The 17572-nt window shown below is 72.9% G+C and carries 11 protein-coding genes; 6 read left to right on the plus strand and 5 right to left on the minus strand.

Features of this window, described 5'->3' with window-relative positions:
* Positions 1 to 139 precede the first annotated feature (139 nt).
* Positions 140 to 2383 carry a M4 family metallopeptidase gene (locus ABT057_RS26745; protein WP_352346129.1) on the minus strand — a complete coding sequence of 748 codons (2244 nt, stop codon included), beginning with the start codon at positions 2381 to 2383 and terminating at the stop codon, positions 140 to 142.
* A 650-nt stretch (positions 2384 to 3033) separates the two neighbouring features.
* Between ABT057_RS26745 and ABT057_RS26750 the strand changes: the two genes are divergently transcribed.
* The gene (locus ABT057_RS26750; protein WP_352346130.1) at positions 3034 to 4884 is read left to right on the plus strand and encodes a glycoside hydrolase family 76 protein; all 1851 of its coding nucleotides are present in this window, start codon (positions 3034 to 3036) and stop codon (positions 4882 to 4884) included.
* Between the two features lie 104 nt (positions 4885 to 4988).
* Here ABT057_RS26750 and afsK read toward each other — a convergent pair whose 3' ends face one another.
* Both afsK and kbpA read right to left on the minus strand, forming a co-directional pair.
* On the minus strand, positions 4989 to 7361 hold the full coding sequence (gene afsK, locus ABT057_RS26755) for a protein serine/threonine kinase AfsK (protein WP_352346131.1): 2373 nt from the start codon (positions 7359 to 7361) through the stop codon (positions 4989 to 4991).
* A gap of 214 nt (positions 7362 to 7575) precedes the next feature.
* Positions 7576 to 8325, minus strand: coding sequence for an AfsK-binding protein KbpA (kbpA, locus tag ABT057_RS26760; RefSeq protein ID WP_352346132.1), 750 nt, complete (start codon positions 8323 to 8325; stop codon positions 7576 to 7578).
* 134 nt (positions 8326 to 8459) lie between these two features.
* On the opposite strand from kbpA, the gene ABT057_RS26765 reads away from it, so the two are divergent.
* Complete coding sequence (locus ABT057_RS26765) at positions 8460 to 9095, plus strand: TetR family transcriptional regulator (RefSeq protein ID WP_352346174.1); 636 nt, start codon at positions 8460 to 8462, stop codon at positions 9093 to 9095.
* A gap of 147 nt (positions 9096 to 9242) precedes the next feature.
* Here the strand turns inward: ABT057_RS26765 and ABT057_RS26770 are convergent, their stop codons facing one another.
* Together ABT057_RS26770 and ABT057_RS26775 are read right to left on the minus strand one after the other, a co-directional pair.
* Positions 9243 to 9713 carry a nitroreductase family deazaflavin-dependent oxidoreductase gene (locus tag ABT057_RS26770; RefSeq protein ID WP_352346133.1) on the minus strand — a complete coding sequence of 157 codons (471 nt, stop codon included), beginning with the start codon at positions 9711 to 9713 and terminating at the stop codon, positions 9243 to 9245.
* Positions 9710 to 10888, minus strand: coding sequence for an acyl-CoA dehydrogenase family protein (locus tag ABT057_RS26775; protein ID WP_352346134.1), 1179 nt, complete (start codon positions 10886 to 10888; stop codon positions 9710 to 9712). Before ABT057_RS26775 ends, ABT057_RS26770 begins: the two co-directional genes overlap by 4 nt.
* A gap of 91 nt (positions 10889 to 10979) precedes the next feature.
* Between ABT057_RS26775 and ABT057_RS26780 the strand changes: the two genes are divergently transcribed.
* The 4 genes from ABT057_RS26780 to ABT057_RS26795 all read left to right on the plus strand — a co-directional run bounded on the left by ABT057_RS26780 (position 10980) and on the right by ABT057_RS26795 (position 17505).
* Positions 10980 to 12149 (plus strand): thiolase C-terminal domain-containing protein, encoded by a 1170-nt coding sequence (locus tag ABT057_RS26780; RefSeq protein WP_352346175.1) that lies wholly within the window; start codon positions 10980 to 10982, stop codon positions 12147 to 12149.
* A gap of 110 nt (positions 12150 to 12259) precedes the next feature.
* Positions 12260 to 13051: a hypothetical protein gene (locus ABT057_RS26785; RefSeq protein ID WP_352346135.1), complete on the plus strand. Its 792-nt coding sequence runs from the start codon at positions 12260 to 12262 to the stop codon at positions 13049 to 13051.
* Positions 13048 to 15291 (plus strand): bifunctional serine/threonine-protein kinase/ABC transporter substrate-binding protein, encoded by a 2244-nt coding sequence (locus ABT057_RS26790; RefSeq protein ID WP_352346136.1) that lies wholly within the window; start codon positions 13048 to 13050, stop codon positions 15289 to 15291. Before ABT057_RS26785 ends, ABT057_RS26790 begins: the two co-directional genes overlap by 4 nt.
* A 12-nt stretch (positions 15292 to 15303) precedes the next feature.
* On the plus strand, positions 15304 to 17505 hold the full coding sequence (locus tag ABT057_RS26795) for a bifunctional serine/threonine-protein kinase/ABC transporter substrate-binding protein (RefSeq protein ID WP_352346137.1): 2202 nt from the start codon (positions 15304 to 15306) through the stop codon (positions 17503 to 17505).
* Positions 17506 to 17572: the final 67 nt, after the last annotated feature.

The following is a 17572-nucleotide window of genomic DNA, read 5'->3' on the forward strand; positions in this document are numbered from 1 at the left end:
ACCCGGCGAACCTCTCGAGTTCCCGCACCGCCCCTGAGGCGGCCGGCCCCCGGTCGCCTCCGCGTTGCCGGCTCACCGGACGGAACGGTTCGCCGGGCCGGTGTGTGGGCGGGCGCAGGGCAGAACCGTTCCGTGGCTGTCAGAAGGTCAGCTTCCAGCTGTCGATGGAGCCGGAGCCGACGAGGAACTTCTGCCGGACCCGGAGCTTCCAGGTGCCTTCGGCCGGTTCGGCGGAGGCGTCGACCGTGTACGTCTCGTGCACGTCGTTCTCGTCGTCCCGGCTGTTGGCGTCCTTGAGCCGGTAGGCCGCTCCGCTCGGCCCGACCAGGTCGATCTCCAGGGCGCCGCGGTAGCTGTGCACGATGTCCACCGAGACCTCGAGGGCGGTGGGGGCGCTGCCGGTGCGGCCGGTCACCAGGAGCGGGGACTCGACCGGGTCCCCCTCGGCCGGGATCGCCAGGTCGGTCGGGTTGACGAAGAAGTCGCCGCCGGAGGGGATGACGGTCCATGCGAAGCTCTTGCGGTCCGACTGCCCGGATGCGTTGCTCACCGTGACGGTGGGGGTGAAGTCACCGGCCTTGGCGGGCAGTCCGGAGATCAGGCCGCTGGCGGCGTCGACCGACAGCCCGTCGGGCAGACCGGTGGCGGAGTAGGAGAGGTCGCCCGCCGCGCTGCCGGCGGCCACGATCCGCAGCTCGGCCGGCTGGCCGACGGCGTCCGTCTGGTCGGCTGGCTGGGTGAACGCGATGCCGTCGACGAAGCGCGGGCCGACGTTGACGGCCGCCCAGCTGTCGCCGACCGCCTCGTACGTGCCGCTGGTCCGGCCGAACAGGTCGGCGGCGGCCTGGAGGGTGGCGGTGCGGGCGCCCTCGTAGTCGGTCGTCGACGTCATGTACGTGGTCAGCGCCCGGTACCAGATCTTCTGCGCGTTCTGGATGCCGATGCCGGGGACCGGCAGGTTGTCATAGGTGGGGCTGTCGTACGCGACCCCGTTGACGGTCTTGGCGCCGCTGCCCTCGGACAGCAGGTAGAAGAAGTGGTTCGCCACGCCCGAGGAGTAGTGCGGGTCGAGGTCCTTGGTCTCGGGAGTCCAGTAGTCCTGGGAGAAGCCGTCCTTGGACGGCTTGTCCATGTGGCGCAGCGGGGTGCCGTCGCCGTTGACGTCGATCTCCTCGCCGATGAGGTAGTCACCGGGGTCGTTGGGGTTGGCCGCGTAGAACTCCACACTCGTGCCCAGGATGTCCGAGGTCGCCTCGTTGAGGCCGCCGGACTCGCCCTCGTAGTCCAGGCCCGCGGTGTTGGAGGTGACCCCGTGGCTCATCTCGTGGGCGGCCACGTCGAGCGAGGTCAGCGGGCGCTCGTTGTTCTCCCCGTCGCCGTAGGTCATGCAGAAGCAGCCGTCGTCCCAGAAGGCGGCGGAGACGCTGTCGCCGTAGTGGACGCGGGAGGACGTCTCCCGGCCGTCGTCCGCGATGCCGTTGCGGCCGAAGGTCTCGTGGTAGTAGTCCCAGGTCTCCTTCGCCCCGTAGGCGGCGTCGACCGCCGCGGTCTGGCGGTTGCCCGGCAGTCCGTCGCCCCAGACGTCGTCGCCGTCGGTGAAGAGCGTGGTGGTGTCTTCCTCACCTTCCCCACCACTGCCGTTCATGTCGTACGTCTTGTGGTTGCGCACGCCGTCGTACAACTCGAACACGTCACCGTTGCGGGTGGTGTCGATGTCCACCCGGCCGTTCAACTGGCCGTGGCCCACGGCGGACCGGACGGTCTGGAACTCCCGCAGTTTCCTGCCGGTCGTGGCGTCGGTGATCACATGCAGTTCGCTGGGGCTGCCGTTGTCCTGGACGCCGGTGACGACGGCCTCCCAGGCCAGGGCCGGCGTGCCGTCGGCCGCCCAGACCACCAGCCGCGGCGCGCCGTCCGCCCGGCCCTGCGTGTCGCCCTCGGCCTTCGCGGCGCTCAGCGCGGTCTTCTTCGCCGTCGCCGCGGCGACGGCGGGCTCGGTGGTGGGTACGGAGATCCGGGCGCTCGTCGCCCTGTTCACGGTCCGGCTCTCGCCACGCGTGTGCACCACGAGGTCGCCGCCGAGGACGGGGAGACCGGCGAACGTGCGGTCGTAACGGGTGTGCACGGTGCCGTCGGCGTCCTTGCTGACGTCCTTCGGCACCAGCTTCTCCTTGGCTCCCAGCTTCAAGGCGCCGGCGGTGGCGGAGCTCCTGCCGTCGGCGGCCTTCAGCAGGGCGCGGCGCTCGGTGGGGGTGAGATCGACCGGGGCCGCACCCGGCCGGGCCTCGTCGGCGATGCGCTTCGTCCGCTGCTGCTCCTGCCGGTTCTGCGCCTGTGCGGTCCCGGCATTCGCGGCGTCGGCCAGAAACGCCGCGGCCAGCACCGCAATGGCTGCGCCCGTCGCGCCTGCCGTGAGGCTTCTGCGTATCCGGGGGGATCGGGTACCGCGGGTCGTGCGGACAGGTAATCTGCGCGTCACTTGTGCTCTCTTTCTCGCTGCTGGTGCCGCGTGCCTGCAGCCGCGCCGCTCCCGGGGTCGGGATGTCCAAGGCGTCGCATGGTGCGCGGCCATGGCTGTTCAGGCTGTGTCCGCAATGTGATCGCAATTGGCTCGGGCCATGACCAAATCGAAACAGCCGACCTGCCAGGGAACACATCCTCCGAGGCCCGGTACGGCGGCCGTCCCGGACCGACCGGACGGCCGGGCCGCGCCCGTCACGCCCGTCGAAACCGCGCATTCACCGGGCACTTGCATTCATGGAGGCAATAATGAAACGACCCTGAACAACAATTACGCAATGGCGAAACGTTTCCGCCGAGGATTGTCCGGCGAGCCTCGGAGACCAACCTCAAATAAGGCTCAAGCCCATTGTCATGGACGCATCCTGACCGGCACGATGGCGAGGGGGATCTCCAGGCCCCGAGCGCACTCGATTCCCCCGAGAAAGGGAATCGAGATCGACGTTCCGCCCGCGCTTCCGCTCCTTACCCGCCACTCCGCGCACGACCCTTCACCGAAAGGCGTAGTACGCCATGTCATCGCGGATTCGCCATGTCCTCGGCGGGCTGCTGGTCCTGGCTCTCGCTCTGGCCGGCCTCGTCGCCCTCCCCTTCACCTCCCATGCCGCGACGGCCGTCTGCGCGCTGGCGTGCGACACACTCGATCCGTCGAAGGCGCAGCAGGAAACCTTCCCGGTGGCCGACCGGAACATCAACGGGCGGATCCTGCGGCTGCATGTCTCGGATCCGGACAGCATGGCCTGGGCAAGCATTGACAACGGTGTCACCGGTGACGCGGTCTGGCTGGACCGGTCCTGGGACCGCGGCGCGACCTGGGAGCCCCTGCTCGGCAAGGCCAGCATCCCGAGCACATGGACCGGTACCCGCACCCTCATGTACAACATCACCGACCCGGTGGGCCACCGGCGCGGCTGGATCCGTGCCTGCGGTGACGCCGCCGCGGTGACCTGCACCGACTGGGTGTATCCCAAGGTGTGCGACGGCACCTCCTGCGACGGTGCCGACCCGGCGACCGCGGCGGGCGACGACACCCCGGTGCCGTCGACCACGCTCTTCGGACGCACGATCAGTCTGCACGTCGACCAGCAGGGCGCCATGGCCTGGGGTGTCGTCTCGGGCGGCGGCCCGGGCGACGAGATCTGGCTGGACCGGTCCTGGGACGGCGGCGCGAGCTGGCCGGAGGGTTCCTCCCTCGGCCGTACGAGCGTGCCGGCCGGGGCCACCTCCACACGCACGGTCATGTTCGCCACCCGGGACCCGCGCGGACTGCTGTACGGCGGGGCGGTGCGGGCCTGCGGCCGGGAGGCCTCGCACCAGGAGGGCAGCTGCACCGCCTGGGTCCGGCCCGCACCGACCCGGGCGCGGGCCGCGGCGGACGCGCTCGTGGCGTCGTACCAGACCAACGAGGGCTGGTGGCGCAGCAGTTGGTGGAACTCGGCGGTCGCGATCACCTCGGTGATCGACTTCGCCGAGCGCACCGGGCGGCGGGACTACGACTGGATGATCGCCCGGACCTTCGACCAGAACAAGGGCGTCTTCGCGGCGGGCGTGCGCAGCTCGGACGCCATCGAGGGGCACTTCGTCAGCCGCGCCGTCGACGACGCCGGCTGGTGGGCGGTGGCCTGGCTGGCCGCGTACGACCACACGGGTGAGCGGCGCTATCTGGACGAGGCCGTCACCATCACGAACTACGTGCAGCAGTACTGGGACACCGGTACGTGCGGCGGCGGTGTGTGGTGGGACCGGGAGCGGACGTACAAGAACGCCGTCACCAACGGGCTGTACCTGTGGCTGACCACCTCCCTGCACCAGCGGATCGCCGGCGACACGGTGTGGGGCACCCGTGCCACCACGGCCGCGAACTGGTACCTGGGCAGCGGGCTGATCAACTCCGCCGGGCTGGTCAACGACGGGATCACCACGGGGTGCGCCAACAACGGGCAGACCGTGTGGAGTTACAACCAGGGCCTGGCCATCGGCGCGTTCACCCAGCTGTGGCGCTCCACCGGCGAGAGCCGCTACCTGGACACCGCCCGGCGTCTTGCCGACGCCGCGCTCTCCTCGTCCTCGCTGACCCGTGACGGGATCCTGACCGAGTCCTGTGACACCGGCAGCGGCTCCTGCGACGACAACCAGAAGCAGTTCAAGGGCGTCTTCGTACGGCACCTCGCCGACCTGGCGGACGCCACCGGGTCCGCCGTCTACAAGGCGTACCTCGAGAAGCAGGCCGACTCGATCTGGGCCGCCGACCGCGACCCGCTCAACCGGCTGGGCCAGCGCTGGGCCGGCACCGCGCCGAACCAGACCGACTGGCGCACCCAGGCCGGTGCGCTCGGCGCCCTGACGGCCGCCGACGGTCTGTAGGCACCCGTGAGTACCCGTAGGCACCCGTAGGCGCCGTGAGTACCTGGTCGGTGCGGGAGTCCCGCGAAGCCCGCCGGCCCGCAGGGGCTGACCGTTGCGGACGGTCAGGCCGTGCGGGCCGTGCCCGTGCCCTTCTCCGCGTCCAGCGCGTACACGCAGCGGTCCTTGCTGCACGCGTACACGACGCCGTCACGGACCACCGGGGAGCCGGTGATCTCGCCGCCGGTGGCCAGCTTCCAGCGCAGCCGGCCGTCGTCGGCCTTCAACGTGTACAGCAGGTGGTCCGTGGAGCCGAAGTGGATACGGCCCTCCGCGACCGCCGGGGCGCCCACGATGTCGCCGCCCGCCTGGAAGCGCCACTTGGGCGTGCCGGTCACCGCGTCCAGGGTGTAGAGGCCCTTGCCGCTGCCCACGTGGACGTGGCCGGCGGCCACGAGCACCGGGTCGACGGACGCCCGGGACTCCGTCGCGATACGCCAGCGGTCGCGGCCGTCGGCGGCGTCGAGGGCGTAGACCGTACCGAGGTAGTCGGCGAGGTAGACGCCGCCGCCGGTGACGGCCGGACCGGGGACGAAGGCCGGCGGGGACAGGAACACCGCCGGGGCCTCGAAGTGCCAGCGCACCATGCCGCTCGCCACGTCCATCGCGATCACGCGGGTGCCGGCGGAGAGGTAGACGTTGCCGTCGGGCGCGGGGGTGACGCGCACCGGGACGCCGCCGCAGGAGGCCGCGTCGCCGATGGGGTACGACCAGCGCTCGTCGCCGGTGCGGGCGTCCAGGGCCCTCAGGCGGGCGTCCTGCCAGACGAACACGGTGCCGTCCTGCAGGGCGGGGCCCGCCTCCGGGGACTCGAAGTCGGTCTGGCAGCCGCTGATCTCCCAGAGCTTCTGGCCGTTCGAGGCCTCCCAGGCCTGGACGCCGCCGCCGCGGGTGCCGGTGACGACCGTGCCCCGCTCGGCCTTGAGGGAGTACACCCAGGCGTCCGTCTGCAGGCGCCACAGGTCGGCGCCCTCACGGGCCTCCAGCGCGAACAGCGTGGGGCCGTCGGAGGCGTGGACGCGGCCGTCGGCGACCGCCATCGACCAGGCCACGTCCCGCGTCTTGAAGCGGCGCCGGCCTGTCGCCACGTCCAGCGCGTGCACCTCGAAGGAGGTGACGTAGACGAGGTCGCCGGCCACGGCCGGGGTGCCCCACACGTCGTTGGACATCCGGAACCGCCAGGGCCGCCAGCCCGCCGGGGTGGTCTCCGGAGCCTGCTGGGGTGCCGAGAGGGCGGTGTCGACGCCGTTGGGGCTGGGACGGACCCGGGTCCAGGAGGCCACCAGGCCCGGCTCCGGCAGGGGCGCCTTGACGGCGGCGGTGGCGCGCACGTCGGCGACGCGCGGGCCGGGCCCGATCGGCACGGCCGCGCCGGGCAGCCGGACCGGGCCGGTGTCGGGCGTGCCGACCACGACGGGCACAAGCCCGGGGCCCGGGATCACGGGGTCGTGGGACGGCGGGGGCGGGACCGGGAGCGGGGGCGGCGCCGCGACGCCCCGGCCCGCGCTGCGCGGGCCCACCGGCGCCGGTTTGGGCGCGGGGCGTCCGCCGCGGCGGGTCTCGATGAGGGTGACCGCCTTCTCGGGCAGCCACGCCGACGCGGTACCGCTGTCGTCGGAGCCGGAGCCGAAGAGGTGCGGGGCCAGCTGGGCCTGGAGGTCGGCCGGGTTGGGGCGGGCCGTGGCCTCCATCTGCATGCAGGACTCGATGAGCGGGCGCAGCTCGTCCGGGAGGCCTTCCAGGTCGGGGCCCTCGCGCAGCAGCATGAAGACGGTCTCGACGGGGTTGGCGCCGTGGAAGGGCGGGTGGCCGGTGGCGGCGAAGACGAGCATGGAGCCGAGGGAGAAGACATCGCTGGCGCCGGTGACGCTGCGGGAGTCCTTCGCCTGTTCGGGGGACATGTAGGCCGGGGTGCCGACGGCCACGTTCGTCATCGTCAAACGCGTGTTCGAGACGCCGGACGCGATCCCGAAGTCGATCACCCGGGGGCCGTCCTCCACGACGAGGACGTTGGAGGGCTTGAGGTCCCGGTGGACGAGCCCGGCTCCGTGGATCGACTGGAGCGCCTCCGCGACGCCCGCCGCCAGCCAGCGCACGGCCTGGGCCGGCAGCGGCCCGCAGTCGTTCACTATCTCCTCGAGGGAGGGCGCGGGGACGTAGGCCGTGGCGAGCCAGGGCACCGCGGCGCGCGGGTCGGCGTCGACCACGGCGGCCGTGTAGAAGCCGGAGACCGCCCGCGCCGCCTCCACCTCGCGTGTGAAGCGCACCCGGAAGAGCTGGTCCTCGGCGAGCTCGGTCCGGACCGTCTTGATCGCCACCCGCCGGCCCGAGGCCGAGCGGGCGAGATAGACCAGCCCCATGCCGCCGGCCCCCAGCCGTCCCAGCACCTCGAACGGCCCGATCCGCCGCGGATCGTGCTGCGTCAGCTGATCCACCACTTGCCTGCCACCTCCCCGTACGGGCCACGTCACCCATCTATGTGTACGCGACCGAAGTGCAGCGTCTCACCACCGCACCGCCATGGCGGCACGCACCCCGATTCTTCCTGGCCGGGCGGCTGGTTGCGAACCCGGGGGCAATCAGGGTGTCTCATCTCATATCCCGGCGAAACGGCACCTCGGACGGCACTCCGAAGGGTCCTCGGTACGTTGTTCAACGCTGGAGCAGCGCGAAGGACGCTCCTTGATTGTCTGTGACGACCGCCACGATTCCGTACGAAGCCGAGAACGGACCGGCCTGCACCCGCCCCCCGAGCCTGCTCACCGCACCCACCGCCGCCTCGCAGTCCTCGACACCGAAATGGACCAGGAAGTGCGGCGGCATGACCTCCGGGAAGACGTCGGTCACCGGCGCCCTGCCGAAGTCGGGCTCGGCGCCGGGCCCGAAGAGGGCCTCGTGGAACAGGTGGCCGTAGAAGGTGTTGGCGGCCTCGGTGTCCCGGGCGTAGAGCTGCGCCCAGGCGAAGGCCCCCGGGCGGTGCCGGACACCGAATCCGGGGTGGGCGGCGGGCTGCCAGAGGCCGAAGACGGCGCCCTCGGGGTCGGCGGCGAGGGCGCCGACGCCCAGCCCGTCCACCGGGAACGGGTCCATGACCACCTGCCCGCCACCGGTCCGGATGCGGCGGACGGTGGCCCGCACGTCGGGGGTGGCGAAGTACACCGTCCAGACGGTGGGCATGCGGCCGTCCGTCTTGTGGGCGAGCGCGGCGACCGGCTCCCCGTCCAGCCGGGCCCACACGGAGGACCCGTACGCCTCCCCCCGGAAGGTCCACCCGAAGAGCTCACCGTAGAACCGCTTGCCCGCGTCCACGTCGGGGAGCTGCGCGTCCACCCAGCAGGGGACACCCTCCGTGACGCCGCCCCCGCCACCCGCTGTGTTCACCGATGCCCTGTTTTCGGCCATGCAGCCAACGTAACGGCCGTACACGCACCGCGCAGACCAGGCACACCCGTCTTTGCAGCACCTTGCACCCCATTTGCAGTCGGCCGAATAGCGCTCCGATCACCCCTCGGTAAGCTGACGGCATGACAGGACAAGTGCGTACCGTCGACGGCCGCGTGGCCGGTCGGCGCGGGCAGGCGACGCGGCAGAAGCTGCTGGACTGCCTCAGCGAGATGCTCAGCTCCTCTCCGTACCGCGACGTCAAGGTCATCGACGTCGCCCGGAAGGCCGGTACTTCGCCCGCGACCTTCTACCAGTACTTCCCGGACGTCGAGGGCGCCGTCCTGGAGATCGCGGAGCAAATGGCCGCCGAGGGCGCCGGGTTGACCGAGCTGCTCGAGGGCCGCTCCTGGGTCGGCAAAGCCGGCTGGCAGACGGCGCAGGAACTCGTCGACGGGTTTCTGGAGTTCTGGAAGAAGAACGACGCGATCCTCAGGGTCGTCGACCTCGGCGCCGCCGAGGGCGACAAGCGCTTCTACAAACTCCGCATGAAGATCCTCAACTCGGTGAACAACTCCCTGGTGGACGCGGTTGCCGAGCTGCAGTCCAAGGGCAGGGTGGACAAGGACGTGAACCCGGCCGCGGTCGCCGGCTCGCTCGTCGCGATGCTCGCGGCCGTCGCCTCGCACCAGAAGGGCTTTCAGACGTGGGGCGTCAAGCAGGCTGAACTCAAGCCGAACCTGGCGCTGTTGGTGCACCTGGGCATCACCGGCAGGAAGCCGACGAAGTAGTTCCCAAGTCCTGTCTGGCGGGCGGTGGTTCACTGGGGTGGACCACCGCCCGTGCCTTTTGCCGGCAGCAACCGGTCCTTCACCACGTGTTTCATCACCGGCGTCGACGTCAGCCGACTCTCCTGCTGGTCCAGCGGGCCTTGTGACCTATCGGGCGGTGAGCCGGAACAGGCGGATCTCCCGGTCCACCCGGGCCTGGTAGGTCGCGTACGGCGGCCAGAACGTCAGCAGTTCCGTCCAGACGGCGGCCCGGTCCTCCCCTTCGAGGAGCCGGGCGGTGACCGGGACGTCCGTGCCCTTCCAGTTGATCTCGGCGTCGGGACGGGCGAGGAGGTTGGCGGTCCAGGCGGGATGTCCGGTGCGGCCGAAGTTGGAGCCGACCAGGATCCAGCTCCGCCCGCCGGCCTCGGGCATGCAGGCCAGCGGGGTCCGGCGGGGCTGCCCGCTCCGCGCGCCGGTGGCGGTGAGGATCACCCCTGGCAGCATCTGCGCGCTGAGCAGCACCTTTCCCCGGGTGAGCCGGTGGACGGCCCGGTCCAGGGCCGGAATCACATGCGGGGCGATCTTCGCGAAGGTCCGGGTCGAGGACACCCTCTGCACCACCCTGACGCCGATCACACCGTCACCTCCGTCCGGTCGAACAGCCCGGCCTGGTCGGCCGCGTGGGCGCGCAGCCGGTGCACGGGCCCGAACAGCAGTTCGTCCCCGGCGGCCCGCTTGAAGTACAGGTGCGCCTCGTGCTCCCAGGTGAACCCGATACCCCCGTGCAACTGGATGCCCTCGGCCGCGGCCCGCCGCAGCGCCTGGAGCCCCTGGGCGAGGGCGAGCCCCCCGACGCGTTCCTCCCGGGCCCAGGCCGCGTAGTACGCGGCGGACCGGGCCGCCTGGACCTCGACGTACACGTCGGCCAGCCGGTGCTGCACGGCCTGGAAGGACCCGATCGCCCGCCCGAACTGCTCGCGCTGCCCCAGATACCCGACGGTCCGCTCCAGCGCCCGCCCGGCCGCCCCGACGGCCTCGCAGGCGAGGAAGGCGGCGGCGAAGTCACCTGCGCGAGCCAGGGCAGTTGAGACGTCCTCCTCTTCCCCGCCCAGCAACTCGGCGTCCACATCGCGCAGTTGGACCCGCGCCTGCGGCCGGGTGGCGTCGAGGGAGGTCTGCCGCGCCCGTACGGCCCCGGCGGCGTCCCCCGCCACCAGGAACAGCAGGGTCCGCGACCGCGCGAACCCCCCGGCGTGCGCGGCGACGAGCAGCAGCCCGGCGCTGTGCCCGTCGAGCACCTGGGCGACCTCCCCGTACAGCCGCCAGCCGGCCCCGGCACGCCGGGCCTGCACGCCCCCCGCACGCCCCCCGCCGGCCCAGTCGCCGCCGCCCGGCCCGGTGAGGGCGAGGGCGGCGGCGAGGGCCGGTGCGGGCACGGCGAGCGCGGCGGTCAGGGTGCCGTCGGTGATCCGGGGCAGCAGGGCGGCCCGCTGGGCGTCGGTGCCGAGGGCGAGGATCAGGGGCGCGGCGAGGACGGAGGTCGCGAGCAGCGGGCTCGGGGCGAGGACCCGGCCGGTCTCCTCGGCGGCGAGGGCGAGGTCGGTCGGGGGGCAGCCGACACCGCCGTACGACTCGGGGAGCGCGAGGCCGGGGAGGCCGAGCTGCTCGGCGAGGGCGGTCCACAGGGCACGGTCGTGTCCGGTGGGGGCGGCGAGGGCGGCCCGGAGTTCCTCGGGGCCGCAGCGTTTGTGGAGCAACTCCCGCAGGGTGCGGCGGATCTCGTCCTGCTCGGCGGTGAAGCCGGGGTCCATGGCTACCCCTTCCTCCAGATCTGACGGTCCGTCATATTAGGAGTCCAGGAACGAGATGCACAGAGGGAGGTGGCCTCTCATGACGGCCCTCATGACAGCGGGTACCCGGAAGGTGGCCGTCGTCGGCGTCGCGCTGTCCGACTGCGGCCGGGTCGACGAGGCGACCCCGTACGCCCTGCACGCCCAGGCGGCCCGCCGGGCGCTGGCGGACGCGGGGCTGGACCGCTCCCGGGTGGACGGACTCGCCTCCGCCGGCCTCGGCACCCTCGCCCCGGTCGAGGTGGCCGACTACCTGGGCCTGCGCCCCACCTGGGTCGACTCCACCTCGGTGGGCGGCGCGACCTGGGAGGTCATGGCGGCCCACGCGGCCGACGCGATCGCCGCCGGACATGCGAACGCCGTCCTGCTGGTCTACGGCTCCACGGCCCGCGCGGACATCCGGGCGGGCCGCCGCACCGGCACCTTCGCATTCGGCGGCCGCGGCCCGCTCCAGTTCGAGGTGCCGTACGGCCACACGCTCGTCGCCAAGTACGCGATGGCCGCCCGCCGCCACATGGTGGAGTACGGCACGACGATCGAGCAGCTCGCGGAGGTCGCGGTGCAGGCCAGGGCGAACGCCGCGCTGAACCCGGAGGCGATGTTCCGCGAGCCGGTGACGGTGGACGACGTCCTGTCCGGCCCGATGATCGCCGACCCCTTCACCAAACTCCACTGCTGCATCCGCTCGGACGGCGGCGCGGCGGTCCTGCTGGCGGCCGAGGAGTACGTACGGGACTGCCGCACCGCCCCGGTGTGGATCCTCGGCACCGGCGAGCACCTCTCGCACGCGAGCCTGTCGGAGTGGGAGGACTTCACGGTCTCCCCGGCGGCGGTCAGCGGCCGGCTGGCGTTCGAGCGGGCGGGGGTGCGGCCGGAGGAGATGGACTTCGCCGAGATCTACGACGCCTTCACCTACATGACGCTGGTGACCCTGGAGGACCTGGGCTTCTGCGCGAAGGGCGAGGGCGGCGCGTTCGTGGAGAAGGGACGGCTGCGGATCGGCGGGGAACTGCCGGTGAACACCGACGGCGGCGGCCTGTCGGCCCAACACCCCGGTATGCGCGGCCTGTTCCTGCTGGTGGAGGCGGTACGGCAGCTGCGAGGGGAGGCGGGGGACCGTCAAGTGCGCGCCGCAGACGGGGAGTTGCCCCGGCTGGGAGTGGCCTCCGGCACCGGCGGATGGTTCTGCTCCTCCGGGACCGTGGTACTGGGACGGAACTGAAGTCTGCCGTACTCTCGTCGTGCCTGAGTGAGGCCCGGGAGAGGGCCGGGACAGCTGCCGGATGCCGGGGGGCGGAAGCGGTGGACAGAGGGCTTTTACGGGGCTTGTGCGTGCTTTCGGTGAGCGGCCTGCTGCTGGTCACCGGCTGCTCGGGCGGCGGCGGATCCGGCGGCGGGAAGGCCACCGGCGGACCGAGCCGCACGGCCACCGCCGACGCGGGCGGCACCGCCACCCCCGCTCCCGCCGCCGCGCCGACCGCACTCGACTTCACCCCGGACCCCGCCCGCGCCCCGAAGACCCGCGCGGACGCCGTGCGGCTGGCCGAGAAGGTCGCCGGGGGCCCCGAGCTCTGGGGGGCCGGCTATGTCCTCGCGGCCCCGGACAGCGATCCCGGCTTCTGGCCGGTCCTCGACGACGACTGCGTCTGGCAGCGTGAGCCCGTGCCCGACGACGTGCTCGCCAGCATCACCCGCTACAGCGAACTCCCCGCCGCCGACGGCAAGGGGCCGGTCAAAGTCGCCGTGACCGTCACCGTCCACAAGGACGTGGACGCCGCCGACTGGGAGCAGGCGTCGACCCTCGAAGAGGCGCTGCGCTGCCCCGACCAGGTGCTGCGCGCCGGGGAACGGATCACCGGCCTCCAGTCCCTCGGCATGCCGTTCGGCAAGAACGGCAACCAGTACGCCGAGGACTCGCTCTTCGAGGCCGGCCAGTACCAGAGCGACACCCTGGGCGGCCCGTTCGCCTACACATGGACCCAGGGCCGTGTCGGGCAGGTCACCGTCGCCGCCACCGGCCGGGGCTCCAAGGGCCATGAATACGTGGAACTGAGCCTGGCGGTGGCCGAGACGCAGAGCAGCATGCTGCTCCGGCTGGAGAACGAGCTGGAGGTGGAGAAATGACCGGCGCGCTGCTGCCCTCCGACCCCTCCTCCCTCGCCGGGTACCGGCTGCTCGGCCGGCTCGGCGCCGGCGGCATGGGCGTGGTCTACCTCGGCCGTACGGACGAGGGCGCGCTCGCCGCGATCAAGGTGATCCAGGCCGAGTACGCCGAGGACCCCCAGTTCCGGGCCCGCTTCCGCCGCGAGGCCGAGGCCGCGCGCCGGATCAGCAGCCCCTGGGTCGTGCCCGTCACCGGCGCCGACCCGGACGCCGCCGCACCCTGGCTCGCCACGGCCTTCGTCCCCGGGCCCTCGCTGGCCGAGGCCGTCGCCGAGTGCGGGCCGCTGCCCGCCCGCAGTGTGCGCGTGCTGGCCAGGATGCTCGCCGGGGCGCTGGCCGAGGTGCACGCGGCCGGACTGGTCCACCGGGACGTCAAGCCCGGCAACGTGCTGCTCGCCGTCGACGGGCCGCGGCTCATCGACTTCGGGATCGCGCGGGCCGCCGACGACACGGCGATCACGTCCGCCGACATGGTCGTCGGCACCCCGGGCTTCCTCTCGCCCGAGCAGGCCGAGGCCCGCGCCGACGAACTCGGCCCGCCCAGCGACGTCTTCTCGCTGGGCTGTCTGCTGGCGTACGCGGCGACCGGCCGCCCGCCCTTCGGCACCGGCGCGGTGGACGCCCTGCTCTACCGCACGGTCCACGACGAGCCCGACCTCGAGGGCATCGACGAACAGCTGCCGGCGCTGCTGCGGCCGTGCCTGGCCAAGGACCCGGCCGACCGTCCCTCGGCGGCCGCGCTGCACGAGCTGATCGTCGAGGACACCCCGGGGGATCCGGCGGGGTGGCTCCCGGAGGACGTCGTACGGATCGTCGCCGAGCGCTCGGCCGCGATGCTCGCCCTGCCGGACATCGAACCGACCGTCGCCGAGGCGGGGCCGGCCGGGGAAGACGGGACGGCGGGGCCGGACGCGGAAGCCGGGACGGCGGGATCCGGGCCGCCCGCGCCCGGCCGGCGGCGGTTCCTGATCGCGGCAGGAGGCGCGGTCCTGGCGGCGGGCGGCGGGGTGACGGCCTGGGCCGCACTGCGCGGGGACGACGAACGCGAGAAGCCCGGCCCGAAGAAGGGCCGGGACTGGATCATCGGCTTACAGGCGGATCTCAGCGGCCCCGGTAAGGCTCTGGGGCGGGCGCAGGAGCGGGGCGCGCGGCTCGCCGTCGAGCAGTTCAACGCCCGCAAGGACAAGCCCTTCACCCTCACCCTGAAGACGGCCGACGACCGGGGTGACGCGACCCGGGCCGGCGCCGTCGCCCGCGCCTTCGTCGCCGACAAGGACGTACTCGCCGTCCTCGGCCCGACCTCCGACGACCCCGCCCGCGCCGTCGTCAGCGTGTACGACGGGGCGCTGCTCCCGCTGATCTCCGTGTCCGCCGGAGCCGGCGCCCTGACCTCCCGCGGCTACCGCTCCTTCCTGCACGCCCGCCCCGCCGACGTGGAGGCCACCGGCTCCATCGCCGTGTTCCTGACGGCGGGCGGGAAGGCGGTGAGCGAGGAGTACGCCTCCGGGGTCGCCGCCACCGGCCCCTCCAGGCGGCCCGGGCTGCTCATGGACCGCACCGCCGGCGACTACGCCTGGGAGACCGTCGGCTCCGTCAACATGCTGCTGCGGGGGCAGGGCCGCGTGCCCTATCCGCGGGTCGTCCCGGCCGGCACCGAGGCCTTCCGGCCCATCGTCGCCGACATGCTGGCGGCCGGAGCCGACGCCTTCGTCTACGGCGGCTACGCGCCGGGCGCGGCGGCCTTCGCGCGCGAGCTGGCCGCGGCCGGCTTCGACGGACCGAGGTACACCGCGGGAGCCGTACTGACCTCGGAATTCCTCGACGCGGCCGGTGAGGCCGCCGAGGGCTGGCTGATCACCAGCACCTGCGTCGACCCCACCGCCCTGCCCGAGGCCGCAGACTTCACCGCCGCCCACCGCAAACGGTTCGGCAGCGCCCCCGGCTACTACGCGGTGGAGGCGTACGACGTCGTCAACCTGATCGCGGACAGCCTGCGCAGAGCGGACAAGCGGCCGACGCGCGCCCAGCTGACCACGGCCCTGCGCAAGGCCGGCTATCAGGGGGTGACGAAGAAGTACGCCTTCGATCCCAAGACCGGGGCCTCCTCCCCCACGAACGGGCCGATCTTCGGCTACCTGGTCGAGGGCGGCACATTCCGCTTCCTCGGCGCGGCACCCATTCCGTCCTGGTCGGACTCGTAGGGCTGCCCGACCGTGCCCGTCACCGCTCTCCGTCCCGGGGACCCGCAGGCCGTCGGCGGCCACCGGCTGCTCGGCCGGCTGGGCGCGGGCGGCATGGGCGTGGTCTATCTGGCCCGTACGCCGGGCGGGGCGCTGGTCGCGCTCAAGGTGATCCGCGCCGAGTACGCCGCCGACCCCGCCTTCCGGGTGCGCTTCCGGCGCGAGGCGCAGGCGGTGGGCCGGCTCGGGGAACTCCTGGCGGAGCGGCCCGGCGGACGCTGGCTGGTCCCGGTGACCGCCGCCGACCCGGAGGCCCGCGAGCCCTGGATGGCCACGGCGTACGTGCCCGGACCGTCGCTCGGCGACGCGGTCGCACGCCATGGACCGCTGCCGCCGGACAGCGTACGGGTGCTCGGCGCCCGGCTGGCCGAGGCACTGGCGGAGGTGCACGCGGCCGGACTGGTCCACCGGGACGTCAAGCCCGGCAACGTGCTGCTGGCCCTGGACGGACCACGGCTCATCGACTTCGGCATCGCGCGCTCGGCGGACGCGACCGCGCTCACCGCGAGCGACGTGGTGATCGGCTCCCCCGGCTATCTCTCGCCCGAACAGGCCCAGGCGGGCCGGGCGGAACGGATCGGCCCGCCGAGCGATGTCTTCTCGCTGGCCTGCGTCCTCGCCTTCGCCTCGACCGGCCGGCGCGCCTTCGGCACCGGCACCCCGGCCGCCGTCGTCTACCGCACCGTCCACGAGGACCCCGACCTCACCGGCGTACCGGACCCGCTGCTGCCCCTGCTGACCGCCTGTCTCGCGAAGGAGCCCGGCGCCCGCCCCTCGGCGGAGGAGATCCGCGCCGGTCTCGAACCCGGCACGACGGCCGAGGGCGGCTGGCTGCCCGCTCCCCTGCCGGGCCTGATCGCCGAACGGGCGGCACGGGTGCTGGAGTTGCCGGTGCCCGTGCCGGTGTCCGGGACGCCGGACCCCGAGGAGACCCGGGTGGCGGCCGGGCCGTCGCGGCGGCGCTTCATGACCCTCGGGGCGGTCGTGGGGGTGCTCGGGGCCGGTGGCGGCGTGGCGGCGTGGGCGGCCCGCCGCGCGGGCGGCGGGCCCGGGGCGGGAACGGGCGATCCGACGCCGCTGCCCACCTACACGATCGGGCTGCACGCCGATCTGAGCGGCGGCCGGAAGAGTCTCGGGCAGGCGCAGGAGCGGGGTGCGCGGCTCGCCGTCGAGGAGCACAACGCCCTCGCGGACCGGGACTTCGACCTCGTGCTCCAGGTCAGGGACGACGGCGGGAAGCCCGAGCAGGCCGTGAAGACCGCCGCCCGCTTCGTGGCGGACGACACGGTGTACGCGGTGATCGGTCCCACGACGAACGCGACGGCCGTCGCCGCCCAGGAGAGCTACCAGAAGGCTCTGCTGCCCGCGCTGATCGTCTCCGCCGGCGACGACAGGCTGTCCGACACCTCGAACACGGCGATCTTCCAGCTCAGGCCCAGCGACCTCTCCCTGACGACACCGGTCGCCTGGTATCTCACCGTCGTCGAGCCCGCCCGCAGGACCGCCGTCATCGACGACCGGGCCGCCGGCCAGACCAGCTGGAAGAGCGCCAGATCGCTGAACGAGTTCCCGCCCTCCAGAAGCACCGGCGGCACCACCACCCTCCACACCGTCGCCGCCGGCAGCGAGGACTTCCGCCCCGCCGTGGAGGCGGCGATCGCCGCCAAGGCCGAGGCGCTCGTCTACACCGGCACCTCCGCCCACCGGGCCGCCCTGTGCGCCCGCGCGGTACGCGCGGCGGGCTTCACCGGTTCGTGCTCGGCCATGGAGCCGGTGCTGGGGCCCGCGTTCCTGGCGGAGGCGCGGACGGCCGCCGAGGGCTGGGCGTTCGGTACCACGTACGTGGATCCTTCGGCTTCTCCGGCGCTGAAGACGGCGAAGGACTTCGCGGCGAAGTACCGGAAGCGCTACGGCGTCGACGAGGTGGGCACGTACGCCGCCGAGGCGTACGACGCGCTCGGCCTGGCCGCCGAGGGGCTGCGGCTGCTCGGCCCGGACGGGGTGGAGCGGGGCGGCATGACCCGCGGACTGCGCACGCTCACCTATCAAGGCGTCTGCAAGGAACTGTCGTTCGACAGCACGACACTCCAGATGTCCTCGAACCCCGGGCTGTTCCTGTACCGCGTGGAGAGCGGCCGGGCCCGCTTCCTGGGCCAGTACCAGACGGTGAAGTAAGCGGAATCGAGAGGCCTTGAGAGGCATGGGCATCGAGAGGGAGTGAGGGGGCGAGATGAACCGGAGC

Source organism: Streptomyces sp. NPDC002588 (genome assembly GCF_040295925.1).
GTDB lineage: Bacteria > Actinomycetota > Actinomycetes > Streptomycetales > Streptomycetaceae > Streptomyces.

Coding starts and splice junctions, on each gene's coding strand:
- ABT057_RS26775 (WP_352346134.1), bottom strand. CDS start 10,888: ATGGACCCCGGCTTCACCGCCGAGCAGGACGAGATCCGCCGCACCCTG.
- kbpA (WP_352346132.1), bottom strand. CDS start 8,325: ATGGCCGAAAACAGGGCATCGGTGAACACAGCGGGTGGCGGGGGCGGC.
- ABT057_RS26750 (WP_352346130.1), top strand. CDS start 3,034: ATGTCATCGCGGATTCGCCATGTCCTCGGCGGGCTGCTGGTCCTGGCT.
- ABT057_RS26790 (WP_352346136.1), top strand. CDS start 13,048: ATGACCGGCGCGCTGCTGCCCTCCGACCCCTCCTCCCTCGCCGGGTAC.
- ABT057_RS26780 (WP_352346175.1), top strand. CDS start 10,980: ATGACAGCGGGTACCCGGAAGGTGGCCGTCGTCGGCGTCGCGCTGTCC.